Here is a 21,290-nt window from a genome sequence, read left to right as displayed (position 1 = left end):
TTGAGTCACACTTTCGATGTGAGCTCGCCCGCATCTCTAACTCGCTCAAGGAGGGCCTCAATGAGTGCCAACCCGGAACCCGACGTCACTGGCGACGTCGATTTCGTCAAGGAGAGTCAATCTGAGGAATTTCAGGAACTACGCAAAACTCACCGTAGCTTCGTATTCCCCATGGCGATCTTCTTCCTCGTCTGGTATTTCGCCTACGTACTGCTAGCTGACTATTTCCACGACTTCATGTCAATCAAGGTTTGGGGCAACGTCAACCTCGGCATTCTCCTTGGGCTCTTGCAGTTTGTTTCGACCTTCATCATCACGGCAGCCTATGTCAGCTACGCCAATAAGAAGATCGACCCGCAGGCCACGCGCATTCGCGAACGCCTAGAAGATAAAGGAGTGAAATAAATGCAGTCACTAACACTCCTTGCTCAAGGTGCGGCCGCATCAACCAAGGTGGGTAACCCACTGGTTAATATCGGCATCTTCATTGCCTTTGTTGGCATTACCTTGGTGATCGTTCTGCGAGCATCCAAAAACAACAAGACCGCCGCGGACTACTATGCCGGTGGCCGTTCCTTTACAGGAACGCAGAACGGTACAGCTATTGCCGGTGACTACCTCTCGGCGGCGTCCTTCTTGGGCATTGTCGGAGCCATCGCCATCAACGGCTACGACGGCTTCCTGTACTCCATTGGCTTCTTGGTCGCCTGGCTTGTCGCGCTGCTGCTCGTTGCCGAGCTGTTGCGAAACACCGGTAAGTTCACCATGGCGGACGTACTTTCCTTCCGCCTCAAGCAGCGTCCGGTTCGCATTGCTGCCGCAATCTCCACCCTGGCAGTTTGTGTGTTCTACCTGCTGGCACAGATGGCTGGCGCAGGCGCGCTGGTTTCGTTGCTGTTGGGTATTGATCAGAAGCTTGGTCAGTCACTGGTGATTGTCATCGTTGGTGCGCTGATGATTCTCTACGTACTGGTCGGTGGCATGAAGGGCACCACCTGGGTGCAGATCATCAAGGCCTGCCTGCTGATCGCTGGCGCGTTGATCATGACCGTCTGGACCCTGGCTAATTTCGGTTTCAACTTCTCGGAACTGCTGGGCAAGGCCGCCGAAGTGGCTGGCAACCCAGAGATCCTGAACCCGGGTATGCAGTATGGCAAGAGTGAAACTTCCAAGTTGGACTTCATCTCCTTGGCGTTGGCCCTGGTGCTTGGTACCGCTGGCCTTCCACACGTGCTGATGCGTTTCTACACCGTGCCAACCGCGAAGGAAGCACGTAAGTCGGTTGTCTGGGCCATCTGGTTGATTGGTGCTTTCTACCTGTTCACCCTGGTTCTTGGCTTTGGTGCCGGCGCACTGATTGGTCCAGACCGGATCAAGGCCGCCCCAGGTGGCGTGAACTCGGCAGCGCCGCTGCTGGCTTACGAACTGGGCGGAACGGTTCTGCTGGGTCTGATCTCGGCCGTCGCCTTCGCAACTATTCTGGCTGTGGTGGCAGGTTTGACCATTACTGCAGCTGCTTCCTTTGCTCACGACGTTTACGCTTCGGTGATCGCTAAGGGCAGGACTACCCCAGAGAAGGAAATGAAAGTAGCTCGACGAACCGTGCTAGTTATCGGCGTCTTTGCTATCGCTGGCGGTATCGGTGCTCAGGGGCAGAACGTGGCCTTCTTGGTAGCTTTGGCCTTCGCGGTCGCTGCCTCGGCTAACCTGCCAACCATCCTGTACTCGCTGTTCTGGAAGGGATTCAAAACCCGCGGCGCAGTTTGGTCTATGTACGGTGGTCTGGGTTCGGCCCTGTTGCTGATCATTTTCTCCCCGGTCTTCTCCGGGGCAGAAACCTCGATGATCCCAAGCATCGACATGTCCATCTTCCCGCTGGCTAACCCGGGCATCGTTTCCATTCCGTTGGCCTTCTTGCTGGGCTGGTTGGGATCGGTTACCGATAAGAGGATCGAGGATCCAACTAAGGCAGCTGAAATGGAAGTTCGTTCGCTGACCGGTGTGGGCGCTGAAAAGGCCGTCGATCACTAAACAAATAACACGTAGGTAAAACACAGTTCTGGGGATTAACCACCAATGGTTGATCCCCAGAACTTTTTGTGTGGTATCACTGGCTGCTGGTTTGCAGCGAATGTCGTAGCAGTGCGGTGGTTCGGTACGGGACCAGCTGCGCCATGGACAATGCTGAGTCAGCGCGATTGACCCCATCAATATGTAGTAGCTGGCCGTGGACCCTAAAAAGTTGTTCTGCATCCTTGGCTGCCACTCGTACCAAGATGTCGGCATTACCGGTGAGTCCGTGTGCTTCTAGCACTTCAGGGATGGTGGCTAACTTAGCGGTGATTTCCTCAAGATATCTCTGGTCCACATGTAATTCAATGAAGGAGAGTAGTCCGTAGCCCAATGCGGCCGGAGGGATGCGACGGTCCGGATTATCCAGGACTTCATTTTCAAGTCTGGTCATTCGAGTCTGCACCGTATTACGTCCGAGGTTCAAAGCCGTAGCGATGGCCGAACAGGTTCGTTTTTGGCAGTGGCTAGCGCCAGTAGGATTCGTCGATCTGTCATGTCCAAGAGGTGCATAATGAGCACGTTAGCACCGTAAAGGAAGGATAAATAGGGCGTTTTGCGCTAATTTTCCGCTGAACATTGTGCGTCTTGCGTTACGTGAGTAGCATCACATTTAGCGGGGTTCGACCAGGAATCTCGCCAACGACTACGTGAAAGTAAGGATGCCGATCGTGTCCACACAGCACATGGACGTAGCCGCCGGATGCCTACCAACGCATCAGCTGCTGAACGTCGACGGGAAACGAATTCCGGACGAAGAACTAGACCACCACCTCAAGGACCTCAAAGAAGCGGACCTTGCCGATTTCTTGCGCGACATGGTGGTGCTGCGACGGATGGACAATGAGGCCACCGCCCTGCAACGCCAAGGTCAACTGGGCCTGTGGGCTCCGTTGCTCGGCCAAGAAGCCGCACAAATTGGTTCGGTGCGCGCCACCGAAGACGACGACTTTATCTTTCCCTCGTACCGCGAACACGGAGTCGCGTGGGCTAGGGGAGTGAAAGCAGAAGACCTACTAAGCGTTTGGCGCGGAGCCCAAGCCAGTGGCTGGGATCCGAACGAAGTAAATATTGCTTGCCAACAGATTGTCATAGGTTCCCAGGCGCTACACGCTGCTGGGTACGGGATGGGCATCAAGTTTGATGGCGGCAAGCAAGTTTCCGTGGCTTACTTTGGCGATGGCGCCACCAGTCAGGGTGACGTTAATGAGGCGATGATTTTTGCGGCCAGCTACCAGGCGCCAGTCCTCTTCTTCTGCCAGAACAACCAATGGGCCATCTCAGAGCCCGTCGCCTTACAAAGCCGTACCCAGATTGCTGACCGTGCCCATGGCTTCGGGCTAAAAACCTGGCGGGTGGACGGCAATGACATTCTGGCCGTGTATGCGGCAACAAAGGCGGCTCTGGCCCACGCCCGACATGGACTTGGTCCAACGTTCATTGAGGCTGTTACCTACCGAATGGGTTCTCACACCACCGCTGATGATCCAACTCGATACCGTAAAACCGAGCAGCTTGAAGAGTGGAAAGCCAAGGATCCTATCGATCGCTTGGTGAAGTACCTGCATGAAATGGGTGCAGATGTTCAGTCTTATGAGCAGCGTGCGCAGAACGCCGCCGATGACATGGCAGCTCAGTTACGTGCCGCAATCACCACCATGGAAGATCCAAAGGTCCAAGAGCTGTTCTCCAATGTTTATGCAGAGAAGCATGAACCGACGCAGCGGGCAGCTAAAGAATATTTGGATTATCTTGGTGACTTTTCAGGTGGTGAATAATCATGGCAACAACTATGCTCAAAGCGCTAAATAAGTCGCTACACGATGCGCTCAGCGAAGATGAAAAAGTTATCTTGCTCGGTGAAGACATCGGAACCTTGGGGGCGTTTTTCGTGTCACCGATGGGCTAAAGTCCGAATTTGGTGAGCACCGAGTGGTCGACACTCCGCTGGCCGAATCAGGAATTGTCGGAACTGCCATTGGTCTGGCCTACCGTGGCTACCGCCCGGTGGTGGAGATCCAATTTGATGGCTTCACTTACCCGGCTTTTGACCAGTTGGTTTCGCAGCTGGCTAAGCTGCATTACCGTTCACGCGGACGGGTGAAAATGCCGGTCACTGTCCGTATTCCTTACGGTGGTGGCATCGGATCTCCGGAGCACCACTCGGAATCACCGGAAGCGTACTTTGCTCACACCGCGGGACTGCGAGTATTTGCACCTTCCAGTGTGGAGGATGCCTACACAATGCTACGCCAGGCCATCACTTGCGATGACCCGGTGATCTTCTTTGAACCTAAACGCCGCTATCACGAAAAGTCTGACGCTGAACTCATTGAGCCAGAGCCGGATTCTTCACCTAAGGCAAGAGTGGTTCGAGAAGGAAATGACGTGACGATGGTCGGCTATGGGCCAACCACCTATACCTTGATCGATGCTGCCCTAGCGGCCGAGGACGAAGGTACCAGCCTAGAAGTCATTGATCTGCGCAGTTTAGATCCGTTGGATTTCGACACCATCGCTCAGTCGGTCCAGCGCACCGGAAAGCTGGTTGTGGTTCACGAGGCCAGTCGGACCGCGGGGTTGGGTGCCGAGATTTGTGCCGAGATCACCGAGCGTTGTTTTGATTACTTGGAGCACGCGCCCTTGCGTGTGACCGGATTTGACGTTCCCTATCCACCCTCGCGACTAGAGAGCCATCATTTGCCGGATCTAGACCGAGTGCTACACGCGGTAGATGCGGTCATGGCCCACCACGAAGCCACCGAAGGAGCTGCCCAGTGATGAGCAATCAAACTTTTAAACTGCCAGATCTGGGAGAGGGTCTGACTGAATCCGAGGTCTTGAACTGGAAGATCAAGGTCGGCGAGCAAGTGAGCCTAAATCAGGTCATTGCCGAGGTGGAAACCGCTAAAGCAGTGGTGGAGTTGCCTTCACCGTTTGCCGGAGTGGTCCAACAGATTCATGCGTCCCAAGGAGAAGTTGTTCAAGTCGGTGGCCCGCTAGTGACTTTTGGCGACGAAGCACCAGCTAAGGATTCACCGCAACAACAATCACCACAAGATGCTTCCGGAGCCGAACGCACCCCGACTCTTGTGGGTTATGGTGCCCCCGCTGCTACCGGTGCTCGACCGCAACGCAAAACCCGTAACTCTCGGCAGGCAACTTCTGTTGTGGTGGATCATGGGAGTAATCAGCGCACCGTTACTCGTTGTACACCCCCGGTGCGAAAGCTTGCCCGTGATCACGGGGTCGATATTTCGGTGCTTGCTGGAAGCGGCGAAGATGGGCTGGTGCTTCGGCGTGATGTTCAACAGGCCATTGATGCTTCTGGCTCGGTCAGTGATTCTTCGGTTGCTCAACCGAAGGTGGACGCGCACGCGGGGGATAGGCACGTAAAAATCACCGCAGTGCGTAGAGCTACCGCTAAGGCCATGGTGAGTTCTGCCTTCACTGCTCCGCATGCCACGGAGTTCCTGACCATTGATGTCACCGAATCGTTGGCTTTGGTTGAACATATGCGGGCCCACCGGTTGACGAAAGACGTCAAACTCAACATCACTACGCTCACTGCCTTGGTTGTCACTCGCTTGCTAGGGACCTATCGGGCATTGAACTCAACGTGGGACGAACAAGCTGATGAAATCGTTGAATTCGGATCGGTAAATCTTGGCATGGCTGTCGCCAGTGACCGCGGCCTGTTGGTGCCGGTAATCAAGGAGGCTCAGGCGATGCCGCTGGTTCAATTGGCTACCGGGCTGAGTGAGCTCATCGATCAAGGTCGGTCCGGAACATTGTCTCCGGCTCAACTTTCTGGTGGCACCTTCTCCATTACCAACGTTGGAGTGTTCGGCGTTGACGCTGGAACACCAATTCTTCCCCCAGGGCAGGCTGGAATTTTGGCATTAGGCCAAGTGAAGCGTCGGCCTTGGGAATACCAAGACGAAGTAGCGCTTCGCCATACCATGACTTTGGCTTTGTCCTTTGATCACAGGGTGGTTGACGGCAAGGAAGCAAGCGAGTTCCTCGCAGGTGTCGGATCAGTTTTACATGACCCCGGAATGATGAACATTTTTATTTGACATTCAAGTTATGTTGACCCGGACAGAATATCTTTGACGGAATGACTAAACCGATTTCAAGCATTGCTTTCATGAATATTCATTGGTTGTTTCGCAATTTTTGATGTAATCTCATTCACTACGTGCTACAGCTCACGCTTGCGCGCACGGCTCTGCGAAATGCAGAAGCAGCAACCTTATGTTGAGGAGAAATAGGATGCGATACTCGCACGCATCTAAGGCTGTCGTTCTTTCAGCAGCCTTGGCACTGACCCTGTCGGCTTGTGGAGGCGGTTCAAGTGACACCGCCAGCGGTGATGGGGACGGTTCATACGTCGTCACCGCTAACACCACAGAGCCGCAGAACGGTCTTCTACCTGCCAATACCAACGAAGTTGGTGGCGGTCGTGTCATGGACCTGCTCTTCACGGGCTTGGTCAGCTATGACGCAAAGGGTGCCCCTGTCAATGAACTCGCTGAGTCCATTGAGTCCAAGGACTCCCAGAACTACACCATCAAGATCAAGTCTGGCCAGACCTTCTCTGACGGCTCTCCAGTAACTGCTGCTTCGTTCGTGGATGCTTGGAACTTCGGTGCCGCAGCCAAGAACGCTCAGCTGAACTCCTACTTCTTCGAGTCCATCAAGGGCTACGACAAGGTAAGTGCTGAGAAGTCCAAGGAAGACAAGATGGAAGGTCTGAAGGTAGTTGATGACACTACCTTCACCGTCAAGCTTTCCCAGCCTGAATCTGACTTCCCACTGCGTCTGGGCTACACCGCCTTCATGCCGTTGCCAGAAGCAGCATTCAAGGATCCAAAGGCCTTCGGCGAAAAGCCAGTCGGCAACGGTCCATACAAGCTGACCGAATGGAACCACGACGTCAACCTGAAGATGGACATCAACGAGAAGTATGACGGTCCTCGCAAGGCTGCAAACGGTGGCATTGATTTCAAGGTCTACCAGTCCACTGACTCGGCCTACTCGGATCTGCAGTCCAACAACTTGGACGTACTGGATCAGATTCCTCCAGGACAGCTCGCTTCCTACCAGGATGACCTGGGTGAAAACTCAGTCAACTCGCCATACGCAGGTAACGCAACCATCACCATCCCAAGCTACCTTGATCACTTCAAGGAAGATGAAGAAGGTAAGCTGCGTCGTGCCGCGATCTCCAAGGCAATTGACCGTCAGCTGATCATCGACAAGGTCTACCAGGGTGGCAAGTCCATCGCTAAGGACTTCACCGCGCCTGTGCTTGAAGGCTACAGCGATGATCTGCCAGGCAGCGACGTGCTGGAATTCAACGGTGACGAAGCCAAGAAGCTTTGGGCTGAAGCCGACAAGATCAGCAAGTGGGATGCAGACAAGGAATTCAGCGTTGGCTACAACGTTGACGGTGCCGGTAACAAGGAATTTGTTGAAGCTGTAGTCAACCAGCTCAAGAACAACCTTGGTATCAAGGCAACCGCCCAGTCCTTCAGCTCCTTCAAGGAACTGCGCGCCAAGGTAACGACCTACGACATGTCCGGTAGCTTCCGCACCGGCTGGCAGGCCGACTACCCATCGCTCTACAACTTCCTCGGCCCACTATTTGGTACCGATGCAGGCTCGAACGATGGCAAGTACTCCAGCAAGGAATTCGACGAGAAGCTCTCTGAGGGCTTGGCGGCGACTGACCCAGCTGAGGGTGCAAAGATCTTCAACGAGTCCCAGGAAATCCTGTTCAAGGATATGCCTGTCATCCCACTGTGGTACCAAGCAGTTCAGGGTGGATGGAGCACTAATGTTTCCAACGTTGAGTTCGGTTGGAACGGTGTTCCAATCTACAACGAAATCACTGGTAAGTAAGTAATTTCAGCTTTCGGACTGGTCAAGTCTGAAATTCGCTGAAATGCATGTCAAGGAGACCCGGATATTCATGGGTCTCCCTTTGGCGTGTTGATCTGCCTCCCAAAAATAAACGTCGCGCTAATTAGCGACGGAAAGAGGAAATAATGGCCAAGTGCCCTCCGGCATCTCGAGGTGAGATGCACGCATGTTAAGTTTCATGCTGAAAAGAATCGCGCAGCTGATTCCGGTCTTCATCGGAGCAACCTTGCTCGTGTACTTCTTGGTATTTGCCACACCTGGCAACCCGATTGATGCACTATCCGGTGGCAAGCCGATGTCTGATGCGACTCGCGCTGCGCTGGAAGCCCAGTACAACTTGGACAAGCCTTTCTGGGTTCAGTACGGGTTGTACTTGAAGAATTTGGTGACCTTCGACCTCGGAACCTCGTTCTCAGGCCAGGAAGTTTCCGCCCTCTTGGGCCGTGCTTTCCCTGTGACCGCACGCCTGGCAATTCTTGCCCTGCTGATTGAAAGCGTCTTCGGCATCATTTTCGGTGTTATCGCAGGTATGCGTAAAGGCAAGTGGTTCGACTCGACCATCTTGGTTGCCTCACTGATCGTGATCGCTGTGCCAACCTTCGTTTTGGGTTTCGTGCTTCAGTTTGTTGTCGGCGTGAAACTTGATTTGGTAAAACCAACGGTTTCCGGTGCCGCGACATGGGGAGAGCTATTCCTCCCAGCACTAGTGCTCGGCCTGGTATCGCTAGCCTACGTAGTTCGATTGACTCGTACCTCGGTAATCGAGAACAAGAGCGCCGACTTCGTACGTACCGCAACCGCCAAGGGCTTGAGCCGTCGACGCGTTATTACAGTACACATCCTGCGTAACTCGTTGATCCCAGTGGTTACCTTCTTGGGAGCCGACTTGGGTTCACTGATGGGTGGCGCGATTGTCACCGAGGGCATCTTTAATGTCCCCGGTGTTGGACACTTGCTCTACCAAGCAATCCAAAAGGGTGAAACGCCGACCGTCGTTGCGGTCGTCGGTGTTTTGGTGATCGTCTTTGTCGTCGCCAACCTAGTTGTGGATATGCTTTACGCACTGCTTGACCCAAGGATCCGTTATGCCTGAGAACCAAAACTTTAATCCGGAAGACGGCCTGCAAATTAGCACGCCTCGCGCCGGCAAGGTTTCTAAGTACAAGATCGAGCACTTTGTTGCTCCGCTAGAGGAAACTCCGTTACAGGCAGTTGACTCGGTAAAGGAAACCGGCAAGCCGCTGTCCATGTGGGCCGAAGCTTGGCGTTCATTGCGCAAGCAACCGCTGTTTATCATTTCAGCGATCCTGATCCTTGCAGTCATTGTGGTCGCGGCATTCCCGCACTTGTTCACCTCGATTGACCCCAACGGTCAAAACGCTTGTCAGCTTGAAAACTCCAATGAGCCTGGGCGTCCGGGCCACTTCATGGGCTTCAACCTGCAGGGTTGTGACGTTTACGCGCGAGTTATTTACGGAACGCGTGCTTCGCTGCTTGTTGGTGTCTTCACCACACTCATCGTTGTCATCGGCGGCGGTGCACTCGGTGCCCTTGCCGGATTCTACGGTGGATGGATCGACGCCATCTTGGCTCGTCTGGGCGATATCTTCTTCGCTCTGCCACTGATCCTTGGTGCAATCATCGTTATGCAGCTTCCTGCATTCCGCGAACATCGCAGTGTGTGGACGGTTATCGTTACGCTAGCAATCTTCGGTTGGCCACAGCTGGCTCGAATCACTCGTGGTGCAGTTATCGAAGCGCGAGATGCTGACTATGTGAAAGCTTCACGCGCACTTGGCCTGTCGAGGTTTAAGTCGTTGGTCAAGCACGTGCTGCCGAACTCGCTGGCTCCAATTATTGTTGTCGCCACCGTGAACTTGGGTGTGTACATCGTGGCTGAAGCGACGCTGTCCTTCTTGGGTGTCGGTTTGCCGGGCGAAGTAATGAGCTGGGGTAACGACATTTCCCTGGCACAGCAGCAACTTCGTAGCAACCCAATGATGTTGATGTGGCCAGCACTGTTCCTTTCCGTGACAGTTTTGAGCTTCATCATGCTCGGTGACGCAGTGCGTGACGCACTGGATCCCAAGGCCCGGAAGGGAGCCTAGAATATGACTGAAACTGCAACACCTAAGCCGTTGCTGGAAATCAAGGACTTGGCGATTACCTTCTCCACCCCTGATGGACCAGTACACGCGGTACGCGATGCAAACTTCACGGTGATGCCAGGCGAGACCGTGGCCATCGTGGGCGAATCCGGTTCCGGTAAATCCACTTCAGCACTTGCTGCCATCGGTCTATTGGCCGGCAATGGTTCTGTCTCCTCGGGTCAGATTCTCTTTGACGGCGAAGACATTTCGCATGCCAGTGAAAAGCGATTTGTTGAACTGCGCGGAAATCACATTGGCATGGTTCCACAGGATCCAATGTCCAACCTGAACCCTGTGTGGAAAATTGGTTTCCAGGTCAAGGAAACGCTGAAGGCCAACGGTCTGGCGGGGGATAACCCCAAGCAGCGTGTAACCCAGATTCTGGCTGATGCTGGCTTGCCTAACCCAGAGGCTCGTGCAGGACAGTACCCTCACGAATTCTCCGGTGGTATGCGCCAGCGTGCGCTGATTGCTATCGGTCTGGCTTGCCGTCCGCGTTTGCTGATCGCTGATGAGCCAACCAGTGCGCTGGACGTTACCGTTCAGCAGCAGATCTTGGATCACCTAGACACGATGACCAGTGAACTGGGCACCGCGGTTCTGCTGATCACTCACGATCTTGGTTTGGCCGCAGAGCGTGCTGAAAAAGTTGTCGTGATGTACAAGGGCCAGGTCGTTGAGTACGGCCCTGCTCTGGACATCCTGCGCAACCCACAGCACCCTTACACCAAGCGTCTTATCAGCTCAGCTCCTTCCTTGTCCGCACAGCGTGGCGACAAGCACGAAGCTATCGTTGACGAGATTGTGCCGGGTAAGGCTGAACCGCTGCTGAAGATCAGCAACCTGACCAAGGTCTTCGACATCCGCAAGGGCTTCGGGCGCAAGGAAAAGTTCACCGCGGTGGACAACGTTTCCTTCGAAATCCCCAAGGGCACCACAACTGCCGTGGTGGGCGAGTCCGGTTCGGGCAAGTCCACGATTGCGCAAATGGTGCTCAACTTGCTCGATAAGACCAGCGGTGAGATCACCTTTGATGGTGAGCAGATTGGTAACTTGAGCGAGAAGAAATTGTTCAAGTACCGCCGCCGTGTACAGCCGATCTTCCAGGATCCTTACGGATCTTTGGACCCGATGTACTCGATCTTCCGAACCATCGAAGAGCCATTGCGAATCCACGGAATCGGCAATGCGGCTTCTCGACAGAAGAAGGTTGAAGAACTGCTTGATCAGGTCTCGATGCCGGCTTCGACCATGCACCGATTCCCGAATGAACTCTCCGGCGGTCAGCGACAGCGTATTGCTATCGCCCGCGCACTGGCTTTGCAGCCAGAGATGATCGTTTGTGATGAGGCAGTGTCTGCGTTGGACGTTCTGGTTCAGGCGCAGGTTCTGGACCTTCTTGATGAGCTGCAGCGAGAAATGGGATTGACCTACTTGTTCATTACCCACGACTTGGCTGTCGTCCGTCAGATTGCCGACAACGTTTGCGTTATGGAACGAGGAAAGATCGTTGAGCAGGGAACTGCCGACCAGATCTTCGCCGCTCCTAAAAGCCAGTACACCCGCAACCTGTTGGGTGCTATTCCAGGTGCATCGCTGATCTAATTGGCGTCACCTACAGCCAGAAGGGCCGTTGAAACCGAAAGGTTTCAACGGCCCTTCTGGCTTAACCAAAGGACCACACTTCGTCATATTCAACGAATATTTCAGATTTTTTCAACCTGAAGCAAACGTTGCAAAACTGTTATAAAACCATCCGTGAAACATACTGGTAACACGGTTGTTCTGATTGGTTTTTCTCAATGTGAAAGAAACCCTTGAAATCTCGCGGATGTGGCGTAGGTCGCTTGTACTGATGCGTAACAAGCGCGTTGCGAATCGGTCGCAGGAACGTGGCGTCGGGGGAGATGTGAAGCGAATCTTTCTCTATCCAAGCCAGAAAATTCAGGTTAGTGTATTGCTCAATGGATTGATCATGTGATTTGGTCCACAACGAATCGCACCGATTCACAACTCGTATCATCACGAATTCAAGGAGGCGAAATGCGGATTCAACGCGTTTCGAAAGCAGTAGCAGTAGGCGCTGCTCTAGCCCTAGCACTGTCGGCTTGTGCACCAGGCGGCGGCGACGCTACTAGCGATGCCAGCAAGAGTCCTGGCTCGAATGGTGGAGTCGAGGCCGAGAACTCGGGCCTCGCGGACTTGGGTGACGTCACCACCAAAGATGATGAAATCAAGACCACTATTGGCGCTCCTGAATTCATTAGCTACAACGGCTACACCCCGCAGACTTACTCCACCTACAACTCGGGCATCACTGACCGTTTGTTCGCTGGTTTCTACTACATGGGTACTGACGGCAAGGTCTACCCAAACACCGACCTCGGCTCCTACGAGAAGGTCAGCGATGATCCACTGACCATCAAGTACACCATCAATGACAACGCGAAGTGGTCCGATGGCACTCCGATCACCACTGCTGACGCAGTGATGGCTTGGGCGATGCAGAACCTGAACCTCAACACCGGTTCAAAGGACAAGCCACTCTTCTCCTCGGTTTCGACCGACCTCGGTGACACTGTTCCTAAGGGTCCTGAAGGGGCCGCGGACAGCAAGGAATTCACCGTAACCTTCAAGAACCCAGATCCGGACTGGCAGATTCAGACCTGGATGATGCATCCAGCTCACGTCGTTGCCAAGAAGGGTGGCCTGAGCACCGAAGAATTCGTGAAGGCTGTGCGTGACGGCGATTCCAAGAAACTTGAGAAAGCAGCCAAGTTCTGGAACGAAGGCTGGATGACCAAGCCAGGCACATTGCCTGATGAGGCAGATATGCCAGTATCCGGTCCATACAAGTTGGGCTCTTGGAAGGCCGGCGAGTCGGTCACCTTGACTGCCAATGAGAACTACTACGGTACCCCGGCAGCCACCAAGAACCTGACCTTCCGCTTCTTGGCAGACACCGGCATGGTCCAGGCTCTGCAGAACAAAGATGTTGACGTCATCGCTCCTCAGCCAACGGTAGATACCTTGGCGCAGTTGGAGGGACTGGGCAGTGCAGTCAACATCCAAAAGGGTGACACTCTAACTTGGGAGCACTTGGACTTCAACTTTGCCAAGGGCAATGAAATGACCAACTTGGAACTGCGTAAGGCATTCGCAATGTGCGTTCCTCGTCAGGAAATCGTTGACAACTTGATCAAGCCGCTGAACCCAGAGGCTCAGGTCATGAATGCACGCGAAGTCTTCCCATTCCAGGAAAACTACCAAGAGACTGTGGACGCTGCTTACGATGGCCGTTATGACCAGGTAGACATTGAAGGCGCCAAGAAGATCTTGGAATCTGAGGACGCTGTAGGAACCAAGATTCGCATCGGTTACTCGGCCCCTAACGAACGCCGCACCAACGAGGTCGCAGCGATCAAGTCTTCCTGTGACAAGGCTGGATTCAAGGTCGAAGATGCAGGCGATGCTAAATTCTTCGCACCAGGCGGAACCCAGGAACGCGGTGACTACGAAGTAGCACTGTTCGCTTGGGCTGGTTCGGGCCAGATTACTTCCGGTCAGAACATCTACGCAACGGGCAAGCCACAGAACTACGGCAAGTACTCAAACCCAGAGGTGGATAAAGCTTGGACCACGCTTGCAACCTCCTTGGACCCTGCAGTTCACGCTGAACAGACCAAGAAGATTGAAAAGCTGTTGTGGGATGACCTCTACGGAATCCCAGTATTCGCCCACCCTGGCCTGAGCGCTTCGGGTTCAGATGTCCAGAACGTCCGACACACAGCCACGCAGGGTGGCATTGTTTGGAACGCTGAACAGTGGTCCCGCGCTGAGTAAGCCGCAACGGCATACCAACAGCAAACACCAACTGTGAGCGCCCGCGGGGTCCGATCGATATCGGGCCCCGCGGTGCGTCAACCATCAGCACCGGATGGCGTCAACGCAAATAGGTGAATAGAAAGAGGACATTAGAACCGTGTTGAAGTTCATTCTCAAGAGATTAGGTTCCGCCGTAGGCGTGCTGTTCGGAGCTTCCCTGTTGCTCTACGTGCTGGTAATCAACGCCGGCGATCCGTTGGCCGACCTGCGTGAGAGCAACGCAGAAAATCGCGAATACCTGATGCAACAGCGCTCCGATTATTTGAACCTTGATCAGCCTTGGTACCTGAGGTACATTTCCTGGCTAGGAGGGGTCGGCAAATGCGTTGTCGGCTCGTGCGATCTAGGCAGAAATATCAACGGCGTTGAAGTCAGCGGGCTTTTGGCCAATGCAGCATCTTCGACTTTGCGCTTGGTACTTTTGGCGACATTCATCGCTGCGATTCTTGGTATCGCGATCGGCGTGATTACGGCCGTTCGTCAGTACTCTGGACTTGACTACATCATCACGTTCTTGACCTTCCTATTCTTCTCTTTGCCAGTATTCTGGGCTGCCGTTCTGCTCAAGGAGTACATGGCAATTGGCTACAACAACTGGTTGGAAAACCCTGAAATATCTTTGGGTAGAAGTATCCTCATTGGTGTCGTTGTTGGCTTGATCTTGCAGATGCTCTTGGCCGGTTCGCTCAAACGGCGCGGAGTGACTTTTCTAATCACCGCCATCTTCGTTCCATTGCTCCTGCAATACAGTGTTTGGTTGAACTTCTACCGCTATCCGCAAATGGGTCCAGCGATCATTGTGATCCTCACCCTGCTTCTTGCGCTCTCTGCAACCGCAATGACCGGTGGTCTAAAAGAGAAGAAAATTCTTTACCCGGCTTTGGTCACCGTTGCTCTCGTAGCAGCTCTGTACTACGCAACCTTCTGGCTACTCAAAGATGCGAATACCTGGATCTTGATTATGGGCGCGATTCTGGCCGTGGCTGTCCCGGGAGTAATCGGCAAGTTCATGGGTGGACGCCTTTCCAAAACTGCTGCCGGCGTATCCATGCTGGTTGGTTTTGTCGGCGCTACCCTTACCGTCGTGGATCATATTTTCCGCGCATGGCCTGGATTCCTTGAGCTGAAAGGACGTCCGATCGGAACTATCGGATCTTCCACGGCCAACCTTGGTGGCGGGTACTGGGATTCCTTCCTAGACAATGCAACTCAGCTTTTGTTGCCAACGATCGTGCTAGCGATCATTTCATTGGCGAGTTATTCCAGGTACACCCGTTCGTCGATGCTTGAAGTACAGCAGCAGGATTACATCCGTACCGCGCGTTCCAAGGGATTGAGCGAACGAACCGTAATTTTCCGCCACGCATTCCGCAACGCACTGATCCCGATTGCCACTATCGCGGCCTTCGACTTTGCAGGCCTCATTGGTGGTGCGGTAGTTACCGAGACGGTCTTTGGCTGGAAGGGAATGGGCGATATGTTCAGCACCGGCCTACACGCCGTCGACCCTGCACCAGTGATGGCATTCTTCCTAGTTACGGGTACCGCTGCGGTCCTCTTCAATCTGCTCGCCGACATAGTTTACGCGCTGCTTGATCCGCGGATCCGGGTCTAAGGAAATAAGGACTACCGATGAGTAATATAAACGACAAGACTCCAGAGAACCTCACCTCAATTGCTGAGGTGGAGGACGCGAAGCTTGCTGCTTCGACCGAACAATCGAAGAGCCAATCGCGGATCATTTTTGAGCGATTCCTCAAACATAAGCCAGCCATGATCTCCGCAGTGACGCTGGTGCTAATCACCGTAATCGCCTTTACCTCCATTGGTATCGGCCCGATTCCCGGCTGGTGGAAACAGAGCTACCTAGATGCTGGTTCCGTGATCAATGGCGGTAAGCCATCATTGTCGCTATTGCCAACATGGCTGGGCGGTTCGGGAATTCGGATTGGCGATCATCCTTTCGGCCAGGACTCGGTCGGCAAAGACTATTTTGCTTTGGTCATGAACGGCACCCAGAAATCAATCATTATCGGCCTTGTGGTCGGGCTCGTTGCCACTTTCCTTGGCGCAGTTATCGGAGCTGTGGCCGGATACTTCCGCGGGTGGGTTGATGAAGTGCTTATGCGCATCACCGACCTCTTCATCGTGATTCCACTGTTGGTTCTGGCCGCTGTTTTGGGCCAAATGGCAGGCCACGGCTCAGGGTCGATCATCACCCTAGCGCTCGTACTGGGCTTGGTCACTTGGACCGGACTCGCTCGACTTGTTCGTGGTGAGATCCTCAGCCTTCGCGAACGCGAATACGTCGCGGCGGCACAAGCCATGGGCTCAAAAACCAGCCGTGTGATCGCAAAACACTTGCTACCAAACACCGTCGGTGTGATCGTTGTGAACGCGACCTTCGCCATCGCTGGCGCCATTTTGCTCGAATCGTCGCTGTCCTTCCTTGGGTTTGGCGTACAGCCACCGGAGTCGTCACTTGGACTGCTCATTAGCCAGTACCAAAATGCCTTCGTGACCCGTCCATGGCTGTTCTGGTGGCCTGGCATGATCATCGTGGTGATCGCACTAGCCGTCAACTTCCTCGGGGACGGAATGCGAGATGCTTTTGACCCACGCCAAACCGGTAAGAAACGCCGTCGCCGTGCCGGACTATTTGCTATGCCAACCCGCAAGGACAAGCCATGAGCCATGCAGCGCCAATAAACGAACAGGACTCAAGCGGATACGCACTGAGTTTTAAAGACCTCAACGTCACCTTTGAGACCTCCGGATCAGACGTTCATGCAGTTAAGGGATTGTCGCTGACGGTTCGTCCAGGACGGGTCGTCGCATTAGTCGGTGAATCTGGTTCTGGTAAGTCGGTTACCTCAACGGCTGCGATGGGTTTGCTACCTAGTAACGCAATCGTTGAAGGTTCGGCCAAGGTCGGTACCGTCAATGTGGTCGGCTTAGAAGAAAGCAAGCTCCGCAAGATGCGGGCCACCGACATCGCCATGGTATTCCAGGAACCAATGACGGCGCTGAACCCGGTGCTCACCATTGAACGCCAGCTCACCGAAGCACTGGAACTGCACGACATTGCCTATGGCAAGGAAGCAACCGACAGAGCCATTGAGCTGCTGCGTTTGGTCGGCATTCCTGAACCTGAAAAGCGCGTCAAGCAATACCCACACCAGTTCTCCGGTGGACAGCGCCAGCGCATCGTGATCGCCATGGCCATCTCTTGTGATCCGAAGGTGATCATCGCGGATGAGCCAACCACCGCACTGGACGTAACCGTGCAGGCCGAAATCTTGGATCTGCTACGCGAACTCAAGGACCGTCTGAATACCGGTATCTTGCTCATTACCCACAACATGGGTGTGGTGGCAGATATGGCTGATGAAGTCGCCGTGATGTTCCAAGGAAACTTGGTTGAGACCGGTTCAGTTGATCAAGTTTTGCTACATCCGCAGCATGAGTATACGCAGCGTTTGCTGGCGGCAGTGCCGCGACTGTCGGCTCCGATTGATATCGCTGAGCATGCTCCACACAGTACCGCTACGGCTCCTCCGGGTCGTGAACTGGTATTGGAAGCCAAAGATCTTGTTCTCGAATATGACATGCGTGGAACTATTTTCCGTGCCGTGGAAAACGTGAGCTTTGATATTGCCAAGGGCGAAGTCTTGGGCATTGTGGGGGAGTCCGGATCAGGTAAGTCGACCATCGCTAAGGCAGTGCTCGGTTTGCTACCAGTGGCCGAAGGAACCCTGTCGGTCAAGGGGCACAACCTTCCGAAGCTTTCACCAAAGGAAGCTCGTGCGGTTCGCAAATCGATCGGTGTGATCTTCCAGGATCCGGCTGCCTCGCTGAACCCTCGTTTCCCAATTGGCGATTGCATCACCGAGCCGATGGTAGTTCACAAGGTAGGCACCAAAGCTTCTCGTATTAAGCGAGCGCAGGAACTACTCGATGCGGTAAAGCTTCCACGCAACGTGATCAACCGTTACCCTCATGAGCTCTCCGGTGGACAGCGTCAGCGTATATGTATTGCTCGCGCGCTGACTCTGAATCCTGAACTGCTGATCGCTGATGAGCCAACCAGTGCACTGGACGTTTCCGTTCAGGCCCTGGTACTCGAAATGCTTCAGGACTTGCAGCGCGACTTCAACTTCGCTTGCCTCTTTGTCAGCCACGACTTGGCCGTGGTGGACATGCTTGCCGACGCGGTAGTTGTTATGCAGTCCGGTAAGGCCGTGGAACAAGGCATGGTCAACACCGTGCTGCACTCGCCAACTCACGACTACACCAAGCGCCTCTTGGCTGCCGCGCCTGTGCCTGATCCGCATGCTCAGGCAGAACGTCGCGAAGCGTGGCGTTTGCTGAACAACGCACGATAGGTAGTACCAGAAAAACCACTCAAGGAGCCGGAGAACATCTGGCTCCTTGAGTGGTATTCGAGTACCGAAGGTCCGACGCAACGCTAACGGCGCTGTGCGTGTCCATTTATCATCGGCGCCTTCAGAGGCTTGGATAAAAGGGCGGATGCCTTAGAAGACCGTGACCCGCCCACATCAAGAGCGTTGTGCAAGGCACGCAAAGATATAGACCGAGGCAAAGGGGACTACGATCCTCGGTTCTGATTGATGGTGAATAGATGAGGAGCTGGCCCTAGTGGGCCAGCTCCTCATCTATTAAACGGCTATTTTTGGACTGTAGTTTTAGTCCAGCTGCATAACGTTTTCGGTGACAACCTCGGCACGAGCGTTCGAGAAGATCTGCTCAGTGCCAACGGTCTTAAAGCCGCGGCGCTCAAGTACCTTGATGGATCCCAGATTGTCCTGAACCACGTGTGCGGTCAGTGGACGCTTGGTGTACTCAGCGAGGAAGGCATCCACCGCGCTGGTGGTGATTCCCTTGCCCCAGTACTTAGTGGAACTCCAGAAATTGATTTCTGGAGTTTCGCCGTCAAATACCAAGATTGACCCGACGACGTCACCGTCGTCTTCAATGGTGCGTACTAGAACACTTGGATCATTCAAGATCGAGTTCCAGTGGTGGTCGAATACCGCGCGGTCGGCTGGATTACGCGCCTGATAAGCGGCCATGAGGTTCGCCTCGGGTTCTTGCTGGTGAGCAAAGAATGCGTCCAAGTCGGAAGGGCGGACTTCACGTAGCTGCACGATAAAGGCCTTTCAATCGGGTAGGTCAGCATGCCGTTTTCGGAACGCTGCGGAACATTGGCTTGGGAACTACACTACCGGGGATGTGAGCGCAGCGAGAGCCATATTAGACAAAAGTGGCTTAAGACCAGACTTTTTAGTTCTCGGAGAGTGAGCTGAGTGGGCTGTCGAGTTTAACAGTCCAAATACGGCATGGGCCCGGAAGCGGTGAGATTGCTTGGAACCAGTCGGATGCAGCTTGGCAAGTTCATTGGTCCATAACGCGATATACGAGTTTTGGAGCTTGCGCACCAAGGCTAATTCCGCCGCGGGCAAGGATTTCAGATCGCGGTCTTGAACCTGAAGAATGTCCGGGCGAGACAGCGAAAAATCGGTGTGGAAATCAACTAGGCGGGAGAGCACTTCCAAGGCTGTGCCGCCAGCTTCGCAGGCCTTTTGTCCGCCGTCGTAGATGTCCTTTGACATGTCTACCAAGAGCGCAATTAATACGGCTTGTTTTCCCGCGAAATGACGGTAAACCGCCGGGCCTGAGATCCCGCAGGCAGCACCGAGATCTTCTAGAGAGACTCCTGCGTAACCGTGCTGGGCAAACAGTCTGGTGGCTTCGCGCAGTAGGGCTTCTCGTCGCTCGGCCTTGGCGCGTTCGCGGTCAGTTGGTTCATTGAGGGCTTGATATCTGCTCGCCATCACCATCATCTCCTTACGACTGCTACGCCGAACTCTGGACAAGTGTGACGCGTGCCACTACTGTCAAAAATGAAGCTGTTTACCGACCAGTAGGCGGCAATCAGTTAACAAGTATTAACCATACGCGTCGCGCAGTGTGCTTCCAAGACATATGCTCGCTGATCGCAACAAACGATCATCACTGGGCTCGTCAAACATTCTGCGTATCGCGTGCGTTAGTTCCTCAACGAAGAGAGAGTCTGATGATCAACCTCGAACTCGATGACCAGTACCAAGACCTGGTAGACATGGTCCGCGAATTTGCCCAAGAAGTCGTTGCTCCACAGAGCGCTGAAAACGACGCCAATCATGCTTTCCCTTATGACGTTGTTAAACAAATGGGACAAATGGGGCTTTTTGGATTACCGATTTCTGAAGAGTTCGGTGGCTCTGGTGGAGATTACTTCCATCTGGCTTTGGCACTCGAAGAACTGGGCAAGGTTGACCAATCGGTGGCCATTACTTTAGAGGCTGGAGTCTCTTTAGGGGCTATGCCCATATATCGGTTCGGCAACAAAGAGCAGAAGCAACGTTGGCTTGAACCACTTGCCACCGGACAGCGTCTTGCAGGGTTCGGACTCACTGAACCGGGCGCAGGCTCTGACGCCTCGGCGGCGCTAACCAAAGCATCACTGGAAAATGGTCAATGGGTTATCAACGGGGCCAAAGAATTTATTACCAACTCCGGAACTGAGATCACCTCTCACGTCACGGCCACGGCAGTAACCGGGGTGGATGAGGCAACAGGTAGAAAAGAAATTTCTGCAATTATCGTGCCCACCGGAACCGAAGGATTTACTGTAGAGAAGGCCTACGACAAAGTTGGTTGGCGCGCCAGCGACACCCACCCACTGAGTTTCAATGACGCACGTGTCCCAGAAGAAAACCTCTTGGGCGGACGAGGACGCGGCTATGCCTACTTCTTGGAAATCCTGGATGAGGGGCGCATCGCTATTGCCGCCCTTGCTACTGGGGCGGCGCAAGGATGTTTGGACGAGGCAGTGAAATACGCCAAGACCCGAACAACCTTTGGTACCGCTATCGGCAAGAATCAAGGCATTTCGTTCATGATTGCTCGGATGGCATCCCGAGCACACACCGCGCGACTGGCCTACTACGCGGCCGCAGCCAAGATGCTGGCCGGAAAAGACTTCAAGATCGAAGCTGCTCACGCCAAACTTATTGCTAGCGAGGCTGCCATGGATAACGCGCGCGATGCGACCCAGATCTTTGGAGGATACGGGTTCATGAATGAATCCCTCGTCGCACGGCACTACCGCGATTCCAAGATTTTGGAGATCGGCGAAGGCACCACGCAAGTACAGCAAATGCTCATTGCTCGCAGTCTGGGCCTGTAGTCCCT

Annotated in this window: 16 protein-coding genes and 1 pseudogene; 14 read left to right on the top strand and 3 right to left on the bottom strand. The window is 54.0% G+C overall.

Annotated features, from left to right (window positions below):
- The first annotated feature begins 60 nt into the window (after positions 1 to 60).
- Both N6V40_RS15120 and N6V40_RS15115 read left to right on the top strand, forming a co-directional pair.
- Positions 61 to 405, top strand: coding sequence for a DUF485 domain-containing protein (locus tag N6V40_RS15120; RefSeq protein ID WP_131090023.1), 345 nt, complete (start codon positions 61 to 63; stop codon positions 403 to 405).
- The gene (locus N6V40_RS15115; protein ID WP_131090022.1) at positions 406 to 2,031 is read left to right on the top strand and encodes a monocarboxylic acid transporter; all 1,626 of its coding nucleotides are present in this window, start codon (positions 406 to 408) and stop codon (positions 2,029 to 2,031) included.
- 76 nt (positions 2,032 to 2,107) lie between these two features.
- On the opposite strand, the gene N6V40_RS15110 is transcribed toward N6V40_RS15115, so the two are convergent.
- Positions 2,108 to 2,464 carry an Lrp/AsnC family transcriptional regulator gene (locus tag N6V40_RS15110; protein ID WP_315973714.1) on the bottom strand — a complete coding sequence of 119 codons (357 nt, stop codon included), beginning with the start codon at positions 2,462 to 2,464 and terminating at the stop codon, positions 2,108 to 2,110.
- A gap of 268 nt (positions 2,465 to 2,732) precedes the next feature.
- On the opposite strand from N6V40_RS15110, the gene pdhA reads away from it, so the two are divergent.
- From pdhA to N6V40_RS15055, 11 genes and pseudogenes are all read left to right on the top strand, one after another.
- On the top strand, positions 2,733 to 3,848 hold the full coding sequence (gene pdhA / locus N6V40_RS15105) for a pyruvate dehydrogenase (acetyl-transferring) E1 component subunit alpha (protein ID WP_131090021.1): 1,116 nt from the start codon (positions 2,733 to 2,735) through the stop codon (positions 3,846 to 3,848).
- Positions 3,849 to 3,850: 2 nt separating this feature from the next.
- Positions 3,851 to 4,851 (top strand): annotated as a pseudogene (locus tag N6V40_RS15100) (alpha-ketoacid dehydrogenase subunit beta).
- Positions 4,851 to 6,149 carry a dihydrolipoamide acetyltransferase family protein gene (locus N6V40_RS15095; protein WP_131090019.1) on the top strand — a complete coding sequence of 433 codons (1,299 nt, stop codon included), beginning with the start codon at positions 4,851 to 4,853 and terminating at the stop codon, positions 6,147 to 6,149. Before N6V40_RS15100 ends, N6V40_RS15095 begins: the two are co-directional and overlap by 1 nt.
- A gap of 196 nt (positions 6,150 to 6,345) precedes the next feature.
- Positions 6,346 to 7,977 (top strand): peptide ABC transporter substrate-binding protein, encoded by a 1,632-nt coding sequence (locus N6V40_RS15090; protein ID WP_131090018.1) that lies wholly within the window; start codon positions 6,346 to 6,348, stop codon positions 7,975 to 7,977.
- A 187-nt stretch (positions 7,978 to 8,164) separates the two neighbouring features.
- Positions 8,165 to 9,091 (top strand): ABC transporter permease, encoded by a 927-nt coding sequence (locus tag N6V40_RS15085; protein ID WP_131090017.1) that lies wholly within the window; start codon positions 8,165 to 8,167, stop codon positions 9,089 to 9,091.
- Positions 9,084 to 10,106 (top strand): ABC transporter permease, encoded by a 1,023-nt coding sequence (locus N6V40_RS15080; protein WP_262198133.1) that lies wholly within the window; start codon positions 9,084 to 9,086, stop codon positions 10,104 to 10,106. The genes N6V40_RS15085 and N6V40_RS15080 overlap by 8 nt, the downstream gene beginning before the upstream one ends.
- Positions 10,107 to 10,109: 3 nt before the next feature.
- Entirely contained in the window at positions 10,110 to 11,753 is a 1,644-nt protein-coding gene (locus N6V40_RS15075) for an ABC transporter ATP-binding protein (protein ID WP_131090015.1), read from the top strand.
- A gap of 438 nt (positions 11,754 to 12,191) precedes the next feature.
- On the top strand, positions 12,192 to 13,991 hold the full coding sequence (locus tag N6V40_RS15070; RefSeq protein WP_131090014.1) for an ABC transporter family substrate-binding protein: 1,800 nt from the start codon (positions 12,192 to 12,194) through the stop codon (positions 13,989 to 13,991).
- 139 nt (positions 13,992 to 14,130) lie between these two features.
- Positions 14,131 to 15,648, top strand: a complete 1,518-nt coding sequence (locus tag N6V40_RS15065; protein WP_131090013.1) for an ABC transporter permease — start codon at positions 14,131 to 14,133, stop codon at positions 15,646 to 15,648.
- Between the two features lie 17 nt (positions 15,649 to 15,665).
- The gene (locus N6V40_RS15060) at positions 15,666 to 16,724 is read left to right on the top strand and encodes an ABC transporter permease (RefSeq protein WP_131090012.1); all 1,059 of its coding nucleotides are present in this window, start codon (positions 15,666 to 15,668) and stop codon (positions 16,722 to 16,724) included.
- The gene (locus tag N6V40_RS15055; RefSeq protein WP_131090011.1) at positions 16,721 to 18,418 is read left to right on the top strand and encodes an ABC transporter ATP-binding protein; all 1,698 of its coding nucleotides are present in this window, start codon (positions 16,721 to 16,723) and stop codon (positions 18,416 to 18,418) included. The genes N6V40_RS15060 and N6V40_RS15055 overlap by 4 nt, the downstream gene beginning before the upstream one ends.
- 321 nt (positions 18,419 to 18,739) lie before the next feature.
- On the opposite strand, the gene N6V40_RS15050 is transcribed toward N6V40_RS15055, so the two are convergent.
- Positions 18,740 to 19,201, bottom strand: a complete 462-nt coding sequence (locus N6V40_RS15050; RefSeq protein WP_262198131.1) for a GNAT family N-acetyltransferase — start codon at positions 19,199 to 19,201, stop codon at positions 18,740 to 18,742.
- Between the two features lie 69 nt (positions 19,202 to 19,270).
- Positions 19,271 to 19,888 carry a TetR/AcrR family transcriptional regulator gene (locus N6V40_RS15045; protein WP_242632570.1) on the bottom strand — a complete coding sequence of 206 codons (618 nt, stop codon included), beginning with the start codon at positions 19,886 to 19,888 and terminating at the stop codon, positions 19,271 to 19,273.
- Positions 19,889 to 20,130: 242 nt separating this feature from the next.
- Here N6V40_RS15045 and N6V40_RS15040 point away from each other — a divergent pair, with 242 nt between their 5' ends.
- On the top strand, positions 20,131 to 21,285 hold the full coding sequence (locus tag N6V40_RS15040) for an acyl-CoA dehydrogenase family protein (protein ID WP_131090008.1): 1,155 nt from the start codon (positions 20,131 to 20,133) through the stop codon (positions 21,283 to 21,285).
- Positions 21,286 to 21,290: the final 5 nt, after the last annotated feature.

It is taken from the genome of Glutamicibacter sp. M10 (assembly GCF_025452055.1).
Classification (GTDB): domain Bacteria; phylum Actinomycetota; class Actinomycetes; order Actinomycetales; family Micrococcaceae; genus Glutamicibacter.
Note: the sequence above shows the minus strand (reverse complement) of the source record. Positions and strands in the feature narration are given on the sequence as shown.